Consider the following 18036-nt stretch of genomic DNA (forward strand, 5'->3'; position numbering starts at 1 on the left):
TATTCTGTTCCTTTTTTTTTTTTTTTTATATTCCTCCGCTCTCTCCCCCGCTCTTTTTTTTGGGGTGTGGGCCCCCCCCCGTGCCTTCCCCCCCCGGGGGGGGGGCGGGCCCCCGCCCCCCCCCCCCCGCCCCCTTCTCCTCTTCACCCACGCGCCCCGCGAAACACGCGAACAAGGAGTACGCACACCATGGCCCGTTTCGACGTCAACGCCGCTCGCGCCCAGCGACTGGAGGCCCACGGCCGCACCTGGTCCTTCGAACTGGACGGCGAGTCCTTCACGCTCCCGACCGAGCTCTCCCGCAAGACCGCGAAGGCGCTGCGGAAGCTCGACGACAACGACGTGGACGGTCTGCTCGCACTCCTGATGGGTGAGGAGCAGTTCTCCCGCTTCGAGGAGCACGACATCACCATGCAGGACGTCGCCGCGATCCTCGAGGCCTACGGCAAGGAGACCGGGCTCGGCCTGGGGGAAGACTGAGCCTCGTCGAGTTCGTCGACGAACACGCCGAGGCCCTTGAGGCGGATCTCCTCCGCTATTACGGCACCGATCTTCTCGACTGGTACCGGGGGGACCTCTCCAGCCGGCGGCTGATGGTGCTGATGAAGAACCTTCCCAGGGACGGTGCCGTGCAGCGGCAGATCCACGGGGAGGCGGCGGAATGGTCGGTCACCGACCACCTGCTCGCCGCGACGGTGGACCACCTGGCCGTCGCCAACTGGATGTTCCAGATGGTCAACAGCGACGAGGACGGCGACACGCCCGACCCGCCGACACCGGTTCCCCGTCCGGGTGCCGGGGACGAGGACGCGGACAACGGCGAGGGGACGGACGGGAACGGCGGTGGGAAGCCCGATGAGGCGATCTCGCCGGCCGCGCTCGCCCGCTTCTTCGGCTGACGCCGCGTCCGCCGATGCCACACCCCCACGGCCCCCGGAGCCCGTTCCCGTCAGGGAGCGGGCTCCGGGGGCGCTTCCTGTGCTCGCTCGGCGGCCAGTTCCTCCTCCAGGGCCCTGGCCCGTTCGGAGAGCCGGCGCTTGCGCGCGCCCGCGCGCGCGTCCACCTCGCCGGTCTCGGGGCCTCGCCGGTCGGACAGGGGTTGTACGGGCACGCCGGCGAGCGGCGGCACGATGGGCCGCCCGCCCTTGCCGCGGACGACCTTGCGGACCGGCTGGGCGTTGCGGCGGGCGCGGCTCTCCTGGGCGGTCAGCAGGACGTCGGCCTCGGGTTCCGGCTCGTGCACCGGCTCGGGTTCGGGCGCGGGGGCGAGCGTCGGCTCGGGCTCCGGCTCGGGCTCGTGCACCGGCTCCGTCTCGGGGCGCTGCTCGAACATCTCGCGTTCCCGGCGCACACGCTCCTCGGCCTGCACGACCACGGCCGGCGGTTCGAGCAGCCGGGCGAAGGGCAGCGGGATGACCCGGGCGCCGTCAGGGTTCGCGTTCGCGTCCGTACGGCGCTGCGGTCGCCGGATTCCACGCGCGTCACCCTGGCCCTGAGCGTAGGCGTCGGCGACGCGCTTCTCGTATTCGCGCCGGATGCGCGGCAGTTCGTCGGAGACGGCTTCGGCCCAGCCGGCGGTGAAGGCGGCGGTCTCCCGGCGGTCCACCTCGGCCCGGGGCACTACCACGAGGTCTTCCGGGGCGTACCCGTCGACGTGGACGAGCTCGGCCAGCCGCGCGAAGAGATGGGGCAGATCCGGATGGGCCTCGAGCCAGTCGATGACTCGCTCCCGCCGGTTACCGCCCGGCTCGGTGTCCATGCGTCAGCACTGCCTTCCAAACCCCCTGGGGTTCCCCCGCGCGCCCCTCGCGCCCCTCCCTGTCCCCCGAGACTGTGTCAGGTCCGGGGAACGCGTCCTCCAGAGTACCCCGGTCGAACACGAGACCCGTTCGAGGACCAACCCCTACGGGAACCTGACGAGAAGACACGCCGTCAGAGGTTTCCGGCTCGACAAACCTCGAACAGATGTTCCACACTCTGTTCGCACACAAGTTCGAAAACGTGGTGCCCCCGCCTCACTCCGCGGCGCCGCCACGCACGCAAGGGCAAGCAACGGAAGGCAGGCGTCCATGACTCAGCAGGCCGAGGCATCGCGACCGCACATCCCGCTCCAGGACCGCCTCGCCCAGCTCCTGAACGGACCCGCCGCGCTCGACAAGAGAGCGTTGCTCGGCACGCTGTACGCCGAGGTCAACCAGCGCGAGGCGGCCGCCTACGCGGCCGGCTGGAACGACGCCCTCGCGACGCTGCGCCACGGCTCCCGCCGGGACGACGACGCCTAGCCGCCCGACCGCCCACAACGCACGAGCCCCTGCCGAAGCTTCCTCGTCGGCAGGGGCTTTTCGGCGCATGGCCCTCAGCGGCCGGAAGCGGAGCAACCTATGTCAGACGCAGAAATCGTCAGGAAGATAGACGAGCTCAAATCCCAGCTGACCAAGGCGGACAGCGGAAACCTGGTCACCGACAGCCACCTGGGCAGCAAGCTGCCCGAGAAGTGGGCCGAGCGGTTCAAGTCGATGTACGACGAGCTCACCAAGGCGAAGAAGTCCGAGTTCCTCGAGGCCATGGGACTGGACGGCTTCGGCGCCGCGCTCGAGAAGTACTACGAGAGCAGGGGCGGCAACGACACCAAGTGGGGCTGGTACCTCGCCTCGGCCATCGCGGGCCTGATCGTCCCCGCGATCGGTGCCCTCCTGGTGGCCCAGATGATCAACCTCTCCCGGAAGCTGCAGACGCTCGGCAACCCCGACCGCCCCGTCTGGACCGGGAACGGCAACGGCGGCTTCATGCGCCAGCACATCGACGAGATCAACCGCCGAGAGGACCGCGTCTTCAACGGCGGCGCCGCCATCACCGACCTCCCCAACGAGAACGCGACCAGAAGGGCGCGCGAGGAGCTCGAGAAGCTCCTCGAGAAGATCACGGCCTTCAACCGGAAGTCGGGCTCCTTCCGCACCAAGTTCAACAGGATGCCTTCGGCCCGCGAACTCAAGAGGTCGGCCAAGGGCGTCGAGGCGATCGCCAAGGCCCTGGAGAAGATCACCCCCGAGGACGTGGCCACGATGGCCACCAACGCCGGGAATCTCAAAACGGCCTTGGACGACTTCAAGCCCGGCAAGATCCCGCAGGACCTTCAGGCCACCCGCACGGAGACCCGGAACCTCGGCCGCACCGTCGACGAGCTGAAGACCTCCTTCCAGCAGCTCAAGGAGGAAGTCCAGGCCGTCAACCGCGTGCTCGTCTGACACACCCCACGAAAGGAGGTAACCCACCATGTCTCTCGCCAGCTCCACCAAGAAGGCCGGCGACGCCCTGCGCAACCTCAAGACGCAGGCTTCCGGCGCCGGCACCTCGGTCAAGAAGGTCGGCGACGCCGGAAAGTCCGCGTCCGGTCAGCTCAAGACCCTCAAGACCAACGCCCAGGGCTCCAACACCCAGCTCAAGAACCTCAAGACGGCCTCGGACAACGCCGAGAAGGCCATGTCCAAGGCCGGCAGGACCGCCGAGACCGCCGGCAAGAAGCTCGGCAAGTACGAGTCCGGCGCCGGCAAGGCCGCCAAGGGCCAGGACAAGCTCAACAAGTCGATGAAGGGCAACTTCCTCGCCCGCCTCATCGAACTCTTCATGCCGCTGATCGAGAAGATCGTCGACATGGCTCTGCAGTCGAAGACGATGCAGAAGATCCTGAAGAAGGCCTTCGACGCCATCAAGACCGTGATCAGCTCGGTCATGAAGGCCGTCGGCCCGATCATGAAGAAGGCCGGTCAGCTGATCAAGACGGTCTGGAACGGCATCAAGAAGGCCATCTCCACCGTCGTCAAGGCCGTCGCCACCGTCATCAAGACCTACGTGAAGATCTGGAAGACGGTCATCACCACGGTCATGAAGGCGATCAAGACGGTCATCGGCGCCGTCTGGAAGGGCATCAAGGCCGTCATCACCCCGGTGGTGAACTGGATCAAGACCGCGATCCCGAACGCCTTCCGGGCCGTCAAGGACAAGATGTCCTCCATCTGGAACGGCCTCAAGGACATCGCGTCCCGGGCGTTCGAGGGCATCAAGAGCGGCGTGTCCGGCCCGATCAACGCCGTCATCGGCCTGATCAACCGGATGATCAGTGCCGTCAACGGCGTCAAGGTCAGCGTCCCCGGCTGGGTGCCGATCGTCGGCGGCAAGACCTTCGGCGTCAACATCCCGACCATCCCGATGCTCGCCACCGGTGGTGTCGTCATGCCGCGCACCGGCGGTGTCCCGGCGATCCTCGCCGAGGCCGGCGAGGCCGAGGCCGTCCTGCCGCTCTCCAAGCTGGACCGGCTGCTCGCCATGACCGCCCGCCGCGCCCGCATGGCGGCGCACATGCAGGGCGGCCAGGGCAAGGGCGCCGGGCTGCACATCGAGCACTACCACGCGGCCCGGGGCAGTGACCCGCAGTCCACGGCGGACGCGCTGATGTACCTGGCGAAGGCACGCGGATGAGTGCCGCGCTCGCCATCGCGCCCCTCCGGAACCCGTTCAAGGGCGCCGTCGCGAAGCTGCGGCCCGCCCGGCAGGGTCTCAGCCAGGCGAGCAGCGCGCTCAAAGGATTCAAGCAGAACGTCCAGCGGGCCGGCGGCGGCCTGGACGCGCTCGCCTCCGGCATCCGCACCGCCGGCACCACCGTCCGCACCCTCGGCACCACCGCGAACGGCACCGCCACCTCCGTCCGCAAGATCCAGCGGTCCAAGGCCGGCGCCGGAGTCAAGAAGCTCGGCACCGCCGCGGGCAAGGCGCGTACGGCAGCCGGGAAGTTCGGTCCCGCGATCGGCGGCATCCTGTCGATCCTCGCGCCGATGCTGCCCGTCGCCGACGTCATCACCAAGCTCATGGAGACGTACGGCACCGTCATGACCGTCGCATCCGTCGCCATGACCGGCATCAACGTCGCCATGCGCGCCAACCCGATCGGCTTCCTCGTCGGCATCCTCGTCCCCGTGGCCGCCTGGCTCATCGAGTACGCGATGCAGACCAAGACCGGCCAGAAGATCATGAAGCAGGTCTTCCAGGCGGCGCTGAAGGGCTTCCAGTCCGTCTGGAAGTTCCTCCAGCCGGTCATCAAGCTCATCGGCAAGGCCGTCGGCACCTACTTCAAGGCGTATCTGGCCCTGTTCAAGGCCGCGTTGCGGGGCATCGGCGCCGCCATCGACGGCATCAGGAAGATCGGCAGCGCCGTCAGCTCCGCCGCCAACGCCATGCGCGGGATCGCCTCCCGCACCATGGGCGCCGTCAAGAGCGCGGTGAAGCCGATCCTGACCTTCATCACGGACAAGATCCCCGGCTTCTTCCGGCACGCGAAGGACGCCGTGGCCAAGGCCCTGCGCGGCATGGGCGAGCTGATCAAGGGCGCCCTGAGCGCCGTGCTCGGCGTCGTCAAGGGCCCCATCAACGGGCTCATCGCCTTCGCCAACTGGATCATCGACGGCCTCAACAAGCTGAGCGTCAACATCCTCGGCAAGAAGTTCGGCGTCGACATCGACAAGATCCCGATGCTCGCCGAGGGCGGTGTCGTCTTCCCCGGCTCCACCGAAGGCTGGCGCATCGACCCGCTCACCGTCCTGGAGACCCGCAGGGTCCCGGCGATCACCGAGGTCCCCCGGCAGCCGCACCGCATCAGGGACTTCCACGAGGAACCGGGCGCCGGCCCGCGGTCGACCGCCGAGGACCTGCTCTTCCTCGCGCGCGCCCACTGCTGAAGCCCGCCCACCGCCGAGCCCCGCGCACCGACGCCCGCTCACCCGACACCCCCTCAGAAGTGAGGTGACGGCCCCCATGGCCGAGACCACAACCGCATACGCCGGAAGCAACGGCTTCACCGCAGACCTCGCGCCCGGCTCGCTGATCACCCAGGACGGGCAGATCCAGTGGGCCGGGCTTCTCATCGGCCCCGGAACCCCGTTCTCCGTCGACCGGAGCGGCCTCCAGGGCTGGGAGGACCTGCCCGAGTACGACTCCTCCGACGCCGAACGGCCCACCTCGCACGGCGCCTGGCCCGGCTCCCGCTACGCCAAGCCGCGCAAGGTCGGCGGCACCGTCGTGCTGATGCCGGAGTACAACGGCGTCCCCGAGGCGCTGCGCGCGCTGCGCCAGGCGCTCGCCCTGCTCGACGAGGAGCGCTGGCTCACCGTCCGGCTGCACGGCGAACTCCTCGCCGTACGCGCCCGGATCGCCCAGCGCGTCGTCCCGGCCGACCAGGGCTTCGCCACCCAGGGCAGCTCGAAGATGTCCATCCAGTGGCTCGCCTCCGACCCGCGCCGCTACGCCGTCAACGAGCAGTCCGTCTCCACCGCCGCCCCGCAGCCCGAGTCCGGTCTGACCTGGCCGCTGACCTGGCCGCTCTCCTGGGGCCAGGCCACGTCCACCGGCGACGCCGTCGCCGAGAACACCGGCTCGGCGCCCACCCACCCGGTGATCGTCTTCCGCGGCCCGTGCTCCATGCCGAGCATCACCGATCGCAGGAGCCGGCGCCGGCTGCGGTACGGGATCGAGCTGGCCGCCGGCGACCAGCTGACCGTGGACACCGTCAACGGCACGGTGATGCTCAACAACACCGCCTCCCGCCGGCACACCGCGATGGTCGACTCCGGCCCGGAGGAGCTGTTCACGCTCGACCCCGGCCGCAACGAGCTGTCCTTCCGCCCCGACTCGGCGTCCCCGGAGGCCGTGATGACCGTCCACTGGCGCAGCGCCGAGTGGTGACCCCGTAAACCCCGTTCCCTCTTCCTTCCCACCGAGAGGTAAGAACCATGACCGTACGGGCCGCCTGGCTCCAGTCCACGGGCCAGACCCGTGAGGACACCCGTCTCACTCTCGCCGCCCTGCTCACGCCCAGCGGCCAGAGCGCCGAGGAGACCCCGTTGCGCTCCCGCCCGGGCATCCTGCCGGGCGGCTTCGTGCTCACCGGTGCGGCGCCGATGCAGTGCACCATCGGCACCGGCCGCGCGATCATCCAGGGCAAGGACACCAACCAGGGCGCCTACCTGGTGGCCGCGGTCACGCCCGAGACCCTGACCATCGAGGACGGCAACGCCCAGTACGACCGGATCGACCTGATCGAACTGGTCGTCCTGGACGACGCGTACGACAAGACCGGCGTCACGGAGGCCAGGATCCGCCTGGTCAAGGGCGAACCCGCGGCCGTTCCGGCCGCGCCGGTGAGCCCGGACGGCAGCGCCCTGCCGCTCTACACCATCCGGGTGAAGAAGGGCACCTCCGCCGGCACCGGCGGCATCGTCTGGACCGGCCCGGACAGCAACGTGACGGCCCAGCACTGGCCGGTCGTCGCGCTCGGCGGCATCCTGCCGACCAGCGGTTTCAAGGGCGCGTACGCCGGCCAGTACCGCGACGCCGGCAGCGTGCTGCAGCGCTGGGACGGCACCACCTGGGTCTCGTACCCGAAGGCGCTCGGAGGCATCGCTCCCAGCGGGACGGCCTCCGGCGGCTACACCGGCCAGTACCGCGACAGCTCCACGGGCCTCCAGCGCTGGGACGGCGCGGCCTGGCAGTACAGCGAGGGCACGGCGAAGATCCTGCTCGGCGTCACCCAGTACCTGTCCGGGCAGCAGCAGAGCGTGCCGTCCAACACCTGGACCGCGATCAACCTGCCGACCGTCGAGGTCGACGACGCCACCGGCTGGAACGGCACCAACACCTACGTCGTCCCGCGCACCGGCTGGTGGCGCCTCGGCGGCCACGTCACCTGGCAGAACGACTCCCAGAGCGGCATGCGCGGCGCCCGCATCGTGGTCGGCGGCGTCGGCCAGTCCCGTTTCACCTGGCTCACCCCGGCCGGCAACGGCGCCATCTCCGTCGGCGGCCAGGGCCTGATCAGGCTCACCGCCGGCAGCACGGTCCAGCTCCACGGCTACCAGTCGCACACCGCCGCCGTGAAGACGCTCGGCGGCTCCGGCTACGCCTGCGTGCTGACCGCCGAGTGGATCAAGTCCTGAGCCCCCAGGGCCCCCCGACCAGTTTCCCGATTGGAGTCACCCCATGAACCTGCGCAGCAGCTGGGTCGCCGAGACCGGCCAGACCCGTGAGGACACCCGCCTCAACCAGATCGGTGCGACGACGCCCGTCAACCCCGTCCAGGTCCGCTCCGGCATCCTGCCGGGCTCCTACGGCGGCCTGTACCGCCTGTCCGGCTTCTGGACCGAGGGCACGGCCCTCATGCAGGTGACGGTCCACGAGGGCCGCGCCGTCGTCCAGGGCGACATCTCCCAGGGCGTCTACCCCGTGTCCCTGACCACCCCGGTGGTGCTCACCGTCGCCGCGGGCACCGACCAGCCCCGCAAGGACCTGGTCGTCATCCGGATCTACGACAACCTGTACGACGGCCAGCTCCGCCAGGAGGCGAAGGTCGAGATCATGCAGGGCACCCCGGGCAGCCCGGACCGCCCGGTCGCGCCGCCCCGCTCCCTCCCGCTGTACGAGATCACCGTCCCGGCGAACGCCAGCGCCGGAACCGGCGGCATCCAGTGGAACGCCGCCCTGAAGGACCTGCGCACCCCGGTCGTCTCCATCGGCGGCATCCTGCCGGTGGAGGGCGAGATCCTGCCGGGCGGCTACCCGGGCCAGTACCAGGACACCGCCAACAACCAGCTGCAGCGCTGGGACGGCGGCAAGTGGGTGGCCTACCCGGAGGCCATCGGCGGCATCGTCCCGATCAGCGCCGGCAACGTGACGGGCAGCTACGTCGGCCAGTACCGGGACAGCTCCACGGGCCTCCAGCGCTGGGACGGCGCGGCGTGGAAGCCGGCGGTCGTGCCGGGGCCGTACTTCAACGACACGACCAACTACGGCGACACCGCTTCGGGCACGTACGTCAACCTGCTCGACGGAGGACCGACGAGCCCGCTCTCCGTCACCTTCACCGCTCCGCCGTCGAAGAACGTCCTCGTCACCTTCGGCGCCCGGATGGAGTCCCGGGCCGACCACTACGCGTACATGGCGCTCAGGCTCACCCAGGGCGCGAACGCGATCCAGGAGCCCAACGACGAGTACGCGGCGATCTGCGCGAGCGACAACCTGGTCTCCACGTCCAGCACCCGCCGTCTGTCCGGCCTGACTCCGGGCCTGAGCTACACGTTCACCGCCTACTACCGGGTCGTCCCCAACACCGTCGGCGTCAAGGCCGGGTTCGACAACGCGTTCATCCGCGTCGACCCGCAGTTCTGACCGGCCGCCCACCCCTCTGAGAGGAGACATCATGGCCCTGCGCAGCGGCTGGCTGCAGCCCACCGGCCAGACCCGGGTTTCCACCCGTCTCACCAACATCGGCGCCACCACCCCGGTCGACCCGGTGGCCTCACGCTCCGGCGTCCTGCCGGGCTCGCCGAACGGCACGTACCGGGTGAGCGGCTTCTCCCTGACCTCGAGCGGCCTCATGACCGCGAACCTGTCCCGCGGCCGCGCGGTCATCCAGGGCACCGCCGCCCAGGGCGCGTATCCCGTCTGCCTGGACGCGGACATGCCCCTCACCTTCGCCGACGGTGATCCGCTGAACCCGCGCATCGACCTGGTGGTGCTGCGCGTGTACGACGCGGAGTCCGACGGCCAGACCCGCAGCGAGGCCACCGTCGAGGTCCTCCAGGGACAGCCGAAGGCCGTACCGGAGCCGCCCGTGGCTCCGGCCACGTCGCTGACGCTGTTCCACGTGCGGGTGCCCGCCGGGGCCTCCGCCGGCACCGGCGGCATCCCGTGGGCGGACGCCCTCACCGACCTCCGCACCACGCTCGTGGGCGTCGGCGGCATCCTGCCGGTCTACAACAACGCCACCGTGCCGGGCTCGTACCCCGGTCAGTACCAGGACAACAACAACGCGCGCCAGCTCCAGCGCTGGGACGGCGCCAACTGGATCGCCTACCCCAAGGACATCGGTGGCATCGCCCCCTCCGGGACGCTCACCTCCGGCAGCTACACCGGCCAGTACCGGGACAACGCCGGCGTCCTCCAGCGCTGGAACGGCACGACCTTCGTGAACTACCAGCCGCCGGTCGAGGTGGAAAGCACCACGACCGGGGTGACGCCCCTGACGAACTGGTCCGTGATCGCGTTCTCCGGCCGCAAGACCAAGAGCGGGCTGTGCACCGTCACCGTCACCGTGACGCGCACCGGCCCCACCGTCACCGCAAGCACCGCCGGCCAGATCGCCGACGAACCGATGTGCACCCTGCCCGTCGGCTGGCGACCCGCGTTCGGCCTCGAAGCGGTCGCCTCCGACGGCTACGCCGACGGGGCGGCCGACATCACCACGGGCGGCGTGGTCAACCTGCGGACCTGGTCCCCGAACGGCCAGCTGACCGCCAACCGGGCGCTCCGCGTCACCGCCACGTTCGTCCTGTAAAGGAGGCCCGTCATGGCCATCGACACGCCCTACCGGGCCATCTTCACCGACCTTCTCTCGGACCAGACCCTGGACATCCTGCCCCTGCGGGACGTCTCCTTCGACGACTACATCGGCAAGGCCGGCTCGCTCTCCGGCACCATCCCGATCCCCAACAAGGAGATCGCGGACCGGGTGAAGAAGGTCCGCGAGGGCCGCACCGCGGTCTACCTGGAGCGCGGCGGGGACCTGTGGTGGGGCGGCATCGTCTGGACCACCACGCTGCAGTCCAGCGGCCGCGGGGTGCTGACCCTCGGCGTCCAGGCCGCGACCTTCGACTCCTACGCGAGCCGGCGCCGGATCCGCGAGGACATCACGTACGACACCCCGACCCCACAGGTGCAGATCGTGCGCCGGCTGTGGGCGGAGCTGGACGACCAGTCCTACCCCGGCATGCCCCCGTCGGACGAGAAGCGCCGCATCGGCATCACGCCCGGCAGCGAGCCGGACAAGGTCACGCGGACGGTCACCTGGCGCAAGGGCGACGAGGTCCTCTACTCGGAGGCGCTCGACCAGCTCGCCGCCATGGACAACGGTTTCGAGTACCAGATCCTGGTCTACCGCGACCCGTCCGACGGCACGAGGGTCAGGCAGCTCCGCGTCGGCGAGCCCAAGATCACCCACGGAGCCACCGACCTGGTCTTCGACCGGCCCGGCGCCATCCTGTCGTACTCCTTCCCGTACGACGCGACTCGCGGCGGCACCACCGCCATGGCCCGCGGCGCCACCCAGAACTCCAACGCCGCCGCACCGTCCGCCCCGCTGTACGGCGAGCAGCAGTACGACGCCCCTCTGCTCGCCGACCGCTGGCCGCTGCTCGACCTGTCCTCGGACCACAACGACATCAGCGACACCATCGCGCTCAGCGCGCTGGCCGCCGCGGAGCTCAAGGCGGCCCGCGGCGCCGTCGTGATCCCCTCGATCAGCATCCACCTGGGCGGGATCGTCCCGCCCGCGCTCCTCGGCCGCTACTCCCGGATCCGGATCACCGACGAGTGGTTCTCCGAAGGCCTCGACGCCCGCTACCGGATCGTCGGCGTCAAGGTCACTCCTCCGGAGCGCGGCCGCCCCGACACCGCCGAGCTCTACCTTGAGGAGGCCTGATGGCCCAGCTGCCCGAGGACATCATCGACCGGCTCAACCAGATGGAACGCCGGATCAAGGCCCTGTCCAGGGCCGTCCACATCCGTCCGCCCGTCAGCGAGTTCCGCCCGCCGGAACAGACCGGCAGCGTGACCGTCACCAAGCCGCTGTTCCGCATCTTCGACGGCTACAGCCACGAGATCTTCGCGGACGACATCCTGACCGGCGGTCTCGCCCGGCCCTGGCTGCAGCTCATGCCGCCGCTGCCCGTCGACACGGCGAAGTGGCCCTCCACGACCAGCACCGCCTTCACCACCATCGCCAAGTGCTCCAACCCCGTGTGGCAGCCGAAGATGCGGCTCGCCATCAACACCGCGGTGTCGACCGGCGGCTCAGGCTCGGTGCGGGTCCTGGTCGACGGCCAGCCGTTCGGTCCCACGGTCGCCGCGGGCACCACCTACAACCACACCGGACTGCTGCCCGGCGACATGAAGACCCTGTTCGGCCAGACGATGAGCATCGAGGTCCAGGCTCTGGCCACCGCCGGCACGGTCTACGCCCAGCCGGTCCTCATCCACGGCATGCAGACCTGAGGAGCAACCCCATGAACATCGATCCCGGCCAGCCCTGGGGCGTGGCCATCGACTACGCGGGCCGCGCCACCGTGACCGAGAACGGCCACACGCTCAACGTCCGCGTCCACGACAACAGCTACGGCTACCTCCTGGAGCGCGACCCGGTCACCGGGCAGTACCCGTCGGTGTACATCACCGCCGAGGTGAACGAGAAGGGCGTGGGCGACGCCCTCCTCCGCGGCTCCGGACAGGTCGTCGTCCCCGCCCAGAACGGCGTCCCCGCCGTCCCCGACCCGACCGCCGTCCAGCGGGCCGTCGCCGCCGCCCTCGCCGACTTCGAGACCCGCCGGGCCGCCTACGCCGCGCTCTGCGCCACCTGGGCCCCGGCCCCGGAGCCGGCCCCCGAGCCGGCGCCCGCTCCGTAACACGGCCCCCACCCGAACGCCCGCCCCGCGCCGACCAGAACCGGCCGGGGTTTTCTCATGCCCGGAATCCCTGCCCGGAGGACACACATGGCAGCCCCCCTCTCCGCGGACCGGCTCGTCGCCGCGCTCCGCGCCGAAGGCGTCAAGGTCGTCGAGCACGACGGCTGGCGCACCCACAACCGCAACGGCCACGGCGCCTGGGGGCCCGTGGTCGGTGTGATGATCCACCACACCGTCTCCAGCGGCACCGAGCACACCGTCGGCCTCTGCTACGACGGCTACGCCGGACTGCCCGGGCCGCTGTGCCACGGTGTCATCGCCAAGGACGGCACCGTCCACCTCGTCTCGGCCGGACGCGCCAACCACGCGGGCGGTGGCGACCCGTCCGTCCTCCAAGCCGTGATCAGCGAGACGTACGGGGTACGGCCGCCGCTGCCGCGCGAGCACCAGGGCAGCGCCGGCGCCGTCGACGGCAACTCCCGCTTCTACGGCTTCGAGTGCGTCAACCTCGGCAACGGCAGCGACCCCTGGCCCGCCGAGCAGCTCGACGCCATCGAGCGGGTGTCGGCGGCCCTCTGCCGTGCCCACGGCTGGGGCGCCAGGTCCGTCATCGGCCACTCCGAGTGGTCCGACTGGAAGAACGACCCGCGCGGCTTCGGCATGCCGGGCATGCGCGACCGGGTGCAGAAGCGGCTCGGCAAGGCCCCGGCCGCGAAGCCGACCGCGCCCGCCGGGCCGGCCGCGCCGCGCTACCAGCCCTTCCCCGGGGCCGCCTTCTTCCGGACCACGCCGAGCTCCCCGATCGTCACCGCGATGGGCCGCCGGCTGGTCGCCGAGGGCTGCGGCCGCTACCAGGTCGGCCCGGGCCCGCGCTGGTCCGAGGCCGACCGCCAGTCGTACGCCGCCTGGCAGCGCAAGCTCGGCTTCCGCGGCTCCGACGCCGACGGCTGGCCGGGTGCCGCCTCCTGGAACGCGCTCAAGGTCCCGTACGTGAAGTAGCCCGCGCCGTACGTGAAGTGATCCCCCCTCGCACCGCTCCCCCACGCTCACCGCAAGGAGAACCACCCATGTCCGAAGCCGCCAAGCGCACGATCCGAACGATCGTGCAGACCGCCGTCGGCATCGCCGTCGTGCTGCCGGCGATCGTCGACGCCTCCGGCATCCCCGCGACGCTCCCCTGGGTCGCGGGGGCCCTCGCCGTCGCCGGCGCCCTCGCCCGGGTCATGGCCTTCCCGGCCTTCCAGGCACTGCTGCCGTCCTGGCTGCGGGTCACCCCGGAGGCGGCCGATGACCGAGCCTGACCCGAACGATCCCGTCGCGGTGGCGCTCGAACTGGAACGGCTGCGCGGGACCCTCGAGGCCGGCTTCGCCCGGGTCGACGGCTCCCTCGCGCTCCTCGTCCAGCGCAGCGACCAGACCGACAAGCAGCTCGCCGACCACGAGTCCCGGCTCGACGCCCTGGAGCGCGCCCGCTGGCCCCTGGCCTCGGTGGCCGCGCTCACGGCGGGCGCCGGAGTGCTGCTCGCGGCCTGGGAGCTCGCCTCCCGGTAGCACGCCGAAGGGCGGCACCCCTCGCGGGGTGCCGCCCTTCTTTCGCGCTGCTACGCCTTACTGGTTGTACGGACCGTAGTCGTAGTCCTCCAGCGGAACGGCCTGGCCGGAGCCGGTGCCGAACGGCGAGTAGTCGATGTCGTCGTAGCCGACGGCCGAGTACATCGCGGCCTTGGCCTCCTCGGTCGGCTCGACCCGGATGTTGCGGTAGCGGGACAGACCCGTACCGGCCGGGATGAGCTTACCGATGATGACGTTCTCCTTGAGGCCGATGAGGCTGTCGGACTTGGCGTTGATCGCCGCGTCCGTCAGGACTCGGGTCGTCTCCTGGAAGGAGGCGGCCGACAGCCAGGACTCCGTCGCCAGCGAGGCCTTGGTGATACCCATCAGCTGCGGACGGCCGGAGGCCGGGTGGCCGCCTTCCTGGACCACGCGACGGTTCTCCTGCTCGAAGCGCGAGCGCTCCACGAGCTCGCCCGGCAGCAGCTCGGCGTCACCGGACTCGATGATCGTCACACGGCGCAGCATCTGCCGGATGATGATCTCGATGTGCTTGTCGTGGATCGACACGCCCTGCGAGTTGTAGACCTTCTGGACCTCGCCGACCAGGTGGACCTGGACCGCGCGCTGGCCGAGGATGCGCAGCACGTCGTGCGGGTTGGTGGCACCCACGGTGAGCTTCTGGCCCACCTCGACGTGGTCGCCCTCGCCCACCAGGAGACGGGCACGCTTCGAGATCGGGTAGGCCGTCTCGTCGGTGCCGTCGTCCGGGGTGACGACGATCTTCTTGGTCTTCTCGGTCTCCTCGATGCGGACGCGACCGGCCGCCTCGGAGATCGGGGCGACACCCTTGGGCTGACGGGCCTCGAAGAGCTCGACGACACGCGGCAGACCCTGGGTGATGTCGTCACCGGCCACACCACCGGTGTGGAAGGTACGCATCGTCAGCTGGGTACCGGGCTCACCGATGGACTGGGCGGCGATGATGCCGACCGCCTCACCGATGTCGACCAGCTTGCCGGTGGCCAGCGAGCGGCCGTAGCACATGGCGCAGGTGCCGACGGCGGACTCACAGGTCAGGACCGAGCGGGTCTTGACCTCCTCGACGCCCGCGTTGACGAGCTGCTCGATGAGCACGTCACCGAGGTCGACACCGGCCGGGGCCAGCACCTTGCCGTCGACGACGACATCCTCGGCGAGGCAGCGCGCGTACACGCTGGTCTCGACGTCCTCGGCCTTGCGCAGCACGCCGGCCTCGTCCTTGGCCGCGATCCGCAGCTTCAGACCGCGGTCGGTGCCACAGTCCTCCTCGCGGATGATCACGTCCTGCGAGACGTCCACCAGACGACGGGTCAGGTAACCCGAGTCGGCGGTACGCAGGGCGGTGTCGGCCAGACCCTTACGGGCACCGTGGGTCGAGATGAAGTACTCGAGCACGGAGAGGCCCTCGCGGAACGAGGCCTTGATGGGACGCGGGATGGTCTCGTTCTTCGCGTTCGACACCAGACCACGCATACCGGCGATCTGCCGCATCTGCATCATGTTTCCTCGGGCACCCGAGTCAACCATCATGAAGATGGGGTTCGTCTTGGGGAAGTTCGCGTTCATCGCCTCGGCGACCTCGTTGGTCGCCTTGGTCCAGATCGCGATGAGCTCCTGCGTGCGCTCTTCCTTGGTGATCAGACCGCGCTCGTACTGCTTCTGGACCTTCTCGTCCTGAGCCTCGTACCCGGCGACGATCTCCTTCTTCGCCTCGGGGACGACGACGTCCGAGATGGCGACGGTGACGCCGGAACGGGTCGCCCAGTAGAAGCCGGCCGCCTTCAGGTTGTCGAGCGTCGCCGCCACGATGACCTTGGGGTAGCGCTCGGCGAGGTCGTTGACGATCTCGGAGAGCTGCTTCTTGCCGACCGAGTAGTCGACGAACGGGTAGTCCTCGGGCAGCAGCTCGTTGAAGAGCGCGCGGCCCAGGGTCGTCCGCAGGCGGAACGAGTCACCCTGCTGCCACTCCGGCTCGCCCTCCTCGGCGACCGGGGGGACCCAGCCGCGCGGCGGAACGGTGCCGATCGGGAAGCGGATGTCGATCTGCGACTGCAGCGACAGCTCGCCGGCGTCGAACGCCATGATCGCCTCGGCCGTGGAGCCGAACGCGCGGCCCTCGCCCTTGACGTCACGCAGCTCGCCGTCGGTGGTGAGGAAGAACAGACCGAGGACCATGTCCTGGGTCGGCATCGTCACCGGACGGCCGTCGGCGGGCTTGAGGATGTTGTTCGAGGACAGCATCAGGATGCGGGCCTCGGCCTGCGCCTCCGCGGAGAGCGGCAGGTGGACGGCCATCTGGTCACCGTCGAAGTCCGCGTTGAACGCGGTGCAGACGAGCGGGTGGATCTGGATGGCCTTGCCCTCGACCAGCTGCGGCTCGAAGGCCTGGATGCCGAGGCGGTGCAGCGTGGGCGCACGGTTCAGCAGAACCGGGTGCTCGGCGATGACCTCTTCGAGGACGTCGTACACGACCGTGCGGCCGCGCTCGACCATCCGCTTGGCCGACTTGATGTTCTGCGCGTGGTTCAGGTCGACCAGGCGCTTCATCACGAACGGCTTGAAGAGCTCGAGCGCCATGGCCTTCGGCAGACCGCACTGGTGCAGCTTGAGCTGCGGGCCGACGACGATGACGGAACGCGCGGAGTAGTCCACACGCTTGCCGAGCAGGTTCTGACGGAATCGACCCTGCTTACCCTTCAGCATGTCGCTGAGGGACTTCAGCGGACGGTTGCCGGGGCCCGTGACCGGGCGACCACGACGGCCGTTGTCGAAGAGGGCGTCGACCGCCTCCTGGAGCATCCGCTTCTCGTTGTTCACGATGATCTCGGGGGCACCGAGGTCGAGCAGACGCTTCAGACGGTTGTTGCGGTTGATCACACGGCGGTACAGGTCGTTCAGGTCGGAGGTCGCGAAGCGGCCACCGTCGAGCTGCACCATCGGACGGAGGTCCGGCGGGATGACCGGCACGCAGTCGAGAACCATGCCCTTGGGGCTGTTCGCGGTCTGCAGGAACGCGGAGACGACCTTGAGGCGCTTGAGCGCACGGGTCTTCTTCTGGCCCTTGCCGGTACGGATGATCTCGCGGAGCTTCTCCGCCTCCTCCTCGAGGTCGAAGGACTCGAGGCGCTTCTGCAGCGCCGCGGCACCCATCGAGCCGTCGAAGTACGTGCCGAAGCGGTCACGCAGCTCGCGGTAGAGGAGCTCGTCGCCCTCGAGGTCCTGGACCTTGAGGTTCTTGAAGCGGTTCCACACCTCGTCGAGGCGGTCGATCTCGCGCTGCGCGCGGTCGCGGAGCTGCTTCATCTCGCGCTCGGCGCCCTCGCGCACCTTGCGGCGCACGTCCGCCTTGGCGCCCTCGGCCTCGAGCTCGGCCAGGTCGGACTCGAGCTTCTTGGCGCGGGCCTCCAGGTCGGAGTCGCGGCGGTTCTCGATCTGCTGGCGCTCGACGGAGACGTGCGCCTCCAGCGAGGGCAGGTCGCGCGTACGGCGCTCGTCGTCGACGTACGTGATCATGTACGCCGCGAAGTAGATGACCTTCTCCAGGTCCTTCGGGGCGAGGTCGAGCAGGTAGCCCAGACGCGACGGAACGCCCTTGAAGTACCAGATGTGCGTGACGGGGGCGGCCAGCTCGATGTGGCCCATCCGCTCACGGCGCACCTTGGCGCGGGTGACCTCGACGCCACACCGCTCACAGATGATGCCCTTGAAGCGGACGCGCTTGTACTTGCCGCAGTAGCACTCCCAGTCCCGGGTCGGACCGAAGATCTTCTCGCAGAAGAGTCCGTCCTTCTCGGGCTTCAGGGTGCGGTAGTTGATGGTCTCCGGCTTCTTGACCTCGCCGTGGCTCCACTGACGGATGTCGTCAGCGGTGGCCAGACCGATCCGGAGCTCGTCGAAGAAGTTGACGTCGAGCACTATGCGTCAATCCCTCTCAGGGTTGTAA

18 protein-coding genes are annotated in these 18036 nt (G+C 69.7%); 16 read left to right on the plus strand and 2 right to left on the minus strand.

The window, feature by feature from the left end; all coding sequences use genetic code 11:
• The first annotated feature begins 189 nt into the window (after positions 1 to 189).
• Together ACFVGS_RS21355 and ACFVGS_RS21360 are read left to right on the plus strand one after the other, a co-directional pair.
• The gene (locus tag ACFVGS_RS21355) at positions 190 to 480 is read left to right on the plus strand and encodes a hypothetical protein (RefSeq protein ID WP_384421317.1); all 291 of its coding nucleotides are present in this window, start codon (positions 190 to 192) and stop codon (positions 478 to 480) included.
• Positions 481 to 593: 113 nt separating this feature from the next.
• Positions 594 to 899 carry a hypothetical protein gene (locus ACFVGS_RS21360; protein WP_385693360.1) on the plus strand — a complete coding sequence of 102 codons (306 nt, stop codon included), beginning with the start codon at positions 594 to 596 and terminating at the stop codon, positions 897 to 899.
• A gap of 50 nt (positions 900 to 949) precedes the next feature.
• On the opposite strand, the gene ACFVGS_RS21365 is transcribed toward ACFVGS_RS21360, so the two are convergent.
• On the minus strand, positions 950 to 1759 hold the full coding sequence (locus ACFVGS_RS21365) for a hypothetical protein (protein WP_385693361.1): 810 nt from the start codon (positions 1757 to 1759) through the stop codon (positions 950 to 952).
• A gap of 310 nt (positions 1760 to 2069) precedes the next feature.
• Between ACFVGS_RS21365 and ACFVGS_RS21370 the strand changes: the two genes are divergently transcribed.
• The 14 genes from ACFVGS_RS21370 to ACFVGS_RS21435 all read left to right on the plus strand — a co-directional run bounded on the left by ACFVGS_RS21370 (position 2070) and on the right by ACFVGS_RS21435 (position 14051).
• A complete protein-coding gene (locus tag ACFVGS_RS21370; protein ID WP_384411949.1) occupies positions 2070 to 2282 on the plus strand; it encodes a hypothetical protein in 213 nt (70 codons plus the stop codon).
• 99 nt (positions 2283 to 2381) lie between these two features.
• A complete protein-coding gene (locus ACFVGS_RS21375) occupies positions 2382 to 3245 on the plus strand; it encodes a hypothetical protein (RefSeq protein ID WP_384411951.1) in 864 nt (287 codons plus the stop codon).
• A gap of 28 nt (positions 3246 to 3273) precedes the next feature.
• Positions 3274 to 4476, plus strand: a complete 1203-nt coding sequence (locus ACFVGS_RS21380) for a phage tail protein (RefSeq protein WP_385693362.1) — start codon at positions 3274 to 3276, stop codon at positions 4474 to 4476.
• Positions 4473 to 5729 carry a tape-measure protein gene (locus ACFVGS_RS21385; protein WP_384411955.1) on the plus strand — a complete coding sequence of 419 codons (1257 nt, stop codon included), beginning with the start codon at positions 4473 to 4475 and terminating at the stop codon, positions 5727 to 5729. Before ACFVGS_RS21380 ends, ACFVGS_RS21385 begins: the two co-directional genes overlap by 4 nt.
• 76 nt (positions 5730 to 5805) lie before the next feature.
• Entirely contained in the window at positions 5806 to 6732 is a 927-nt protein-coding gene (locus tag ACFVGS_RS21390) for a phage distal tail protein (RefSeq protein WP_384411957.1), read from the plus strand.
• Between the two features lie 47 nt (positions 6733 to 6779).
• Positions 6780 to 7982 carry a hypothetical protein gene (locus tag ACFVGS_RS21395; protein WP_384411959.1) on the plus strand — a complete coding sequence of 401 codons (1203 nt, stop codon included), beginning with the start codon at positions 6780 to 6782 and terminating at the stop codon, positions 7980 to 7982.
• 43 nt (positions 7983 to 8025) lie between these two features.
• Positions 8026 to 9210, plus strand: coding sequence for a hypothetical protein (locus ACFVGS_RS21400; protein ID WP_384411961.1), 1185 nt, complete (start codon positions 8026 to 8028; stop codon positions 9208 to 9210).
• 31 nt (positions 9211 to 9241) lie between these two features.
• Entirely contained in the window at positions 9242 to 10378 is a 1137-nt protein-coding gene (locus tag ACFVGS_RS21405; protein ID WP_385693363.1) for a hypothetical protein, read from the plus strand.
• Between the two features lie 12 nt (positions 10379 to 10390).
• Positions 10391 to 11521 carry a hypothetical protein gene (locus tag ACFVGS_RS21410; RefSeq protein WP_384411965.1) on the plus strand — a complete coding sequence of 377 codons (1131 nt, stop codon included), beginning with the start codon at positions 10391 to 10393 and terminating at the stop codon, positions 11519 to 11521.
• On the plus strand, positions 11521 to 12093 hold the full coding sequence (locus ACFVGS_RS21415) for a hypothetical protein (protein ID WP_384411967.1): 573 nt from the start codon (positions 11521 to 11523) through the stop codon (positions 12091 to 12093). Before ACFVGS_RS21410 ends, ACFVGS_RS21415 begins: the two co-directional genes overlap by 1 nt.
• An 11-nt stretch (positions 12094 to 12104) precedes the next feature.
• The gene (locus tag ACFVGS_RS21420) at positions 12105 to 12500 is read left to right on the plus strand and encodes an ATP-binding protein (protein WP_384411969.1); all 396 of its coding nucleotides are present in this window, start codon (positions 12105 to 12107) and stop codon (positions 12498 to 12500) included.
• A gap of 87 nt (positions 12501 to 12587) precedes the next feature.
• Positions 12588 to 13499, plus strand: a complete 912-nt coding sequence (locus tag ACFVGS_RS21425; protein WP_384411971.1) for a peptidoglycan-binding protein — start codon at positions 12588 to 12590, stop codon at positions 13497 to 13499.
• Between the two features lie 68 nt (positions 13500 to 13567).
• Positions 13568 to 13801 carry a hypothetical protein gene (locus tag ACFVGS_RS21430; protein WP_384411973.1) on the plus strand — a complete coding sequence of 78 codons (234 nt, stop codon included), beginning with the start codon at positions 13568 to 13570 and terminating at the stop codon, positions 13799 to 13801.
• The gene (locus ACFVGS_RS21435) at positions 13788 to 14051 is read left to right on the plus strand and encodes a hypothetical protein (RefSeq protein ID WP_384411975.1); all 264 of its coding nucleotides are present in this window, start codon (positions 13788 to 13790) and stop codon (positions 14049 to 14051) included. Before ACFVGS_RS21430 ends, ACFVGS_RS21435 begins: the two co-directional genes overlap by 14 nt.
• Positions 14052 to 14108: 57 nt before the next feature.
• Here ACFVGS_RS21435 and ACFVGS_RS21440 read toward each other — a convergent pair whose 3' ends face one another.
• Complete coding sequence (locus tag ACFVGS_RS21440) at positions 14109 to 18008, minus strand: DNA-directed RNA polymerase subunit beta' (protein ID WP_384411977.1); 3900 nt, start codon at positions 18006 to 18008, stop codon at positions 14109 to 14111.
• Positions 18009 to 18036: the final 28 nt, after the last annotated feature.

This window comes from Streptomyces sp. NPDC127114 (assembly GCF_042677525.1).
GTDB lineage: Bacteria > Actinomycetota > Actinomycetes > Streptomycetales > Streptomycetaceae > Streptomyces.

Bases quoted from the DNA above. Each gene is read 5' to 3' on its own strand.
- ACFVGS_RS21355 (WP_384421317.1), top strand. From the start codon at position 190: ATGGCCCGTTTCGACGTCAACGCCGCTCGCGCCCAGCGACTGGAGGCC.
- ACFVGS_RS21360 (WP_385693360.1), top strand. From the start codon at position 594: ATGGTGCTGATGAAGAACCTTCCCAGGGACGGTGCCGTGCAGCGGCAG.
- ACFVGS_RS21365 (WP_385693361.1), bottom strand. From the start codon at position 1,759: ATGGACACCGAGCCGGGCGGTAACCGGCGGGAGCGAGTCATCGACTGG.
- ACFVGS_RS21370 (WP_384411949.1), top strand. From the start codon at position 2,070: ATGACTCAGCAGGCCGAGGCATCGCGACCGCACATCCCGCTCCAGGAC.
- ACFVGS_RS21375 (WP_384411951.1), top strand. From the start codon at position 2,382: ATGTCAGACGCAGAAATCGTCAGGAAGATAGACGAGCTCAAATCCCAG.
- ACFVGS_RS21380 (WP_385693362.1), top strand. From the start codon at position 3,274: ATGTCTCTCGCCAGCTCCACCAAGAAGGCCGGCGACGCCCTGCGCAAC.
- ACFVGS_RS21385 (WP_384411955.1), top strand. From the start codon at position 4,473: ATGAGTGCCGCGCTCGCCATCGCGCCCCTCCGGAACCCGTTCAAGGGC.
- ACFVGS_RS21390 (WP_384411957.1), top strand. From the start codon at position 5,806: ATGGCCGAGACCACAACCGCATACGCCGGAAGCAACGGCTTCACCGCA.
- ACFVGS_RS21395 (WP_384411959.1), top strand. From the start codon at position 6,780: ATGACCGTACGGGCCGCCTGGCTCCAGTCCACGGGCCAGACCCGTGAG.
- ACFVGS_RS21400 (WP_384411961.1), top strand. From the start codon at position 8,026: ATGAACCTGCGCAGCAGCTGGGTCGCCGAGACCGGCCAGACCCGTGAG.
- ACFVGS_RS21405 (WP_385693363.1), top strand. From the start codon at position 9,242: ATGGCCCTGCGCAGCGGCTGGCTGCAGCCCACCGGCCAGACCCGGGTT.
- ACFVGS_RS21410 (WP_384411965.1), top strand. From the start codon at position 10,391: ATGGCCATCGACACGCCCTACCGGGCCATCTTCACCGACCTTCTCTCG.
- ACFVGS_RS21415 (WP_384411967.1), top strand. From the start codon at position 11,521: ATGGCCCAGCTGCCCGAGGACATCATCGACCGGCTCAACCAGATGGAA.
- ACFVGS_RS21420 (WP_384411969.1), top strand. From the start codon at position 12,105: ATGAACATCGATCCCGGCCAGCCCTGGGGCGTGGCCATCGACTACGCG.
- ACFVGS_RS21425 (WP_384411971.1), top strand. From the start codon at position 12,588: ATGGCAGCCCCCCTCTCCGCGGACCGGCTCGTCGCCGCGCTCCGCGCC.
- ACFVGS_RS21430 (WP_384411973.1), top strand. From the start codon at position 13,568: ATGTCCGAAGCCGCCAAGCGCACGATCCGAACGATCGTGCAGACCGCC.
- ACFVGS_RS21435 (WP_384411975.1), top strand. From the start codon at position 13,788: ATGACCGAGCCTGACCCGAACGATCCCGTCGCGGTGGCGCTCGAACTG.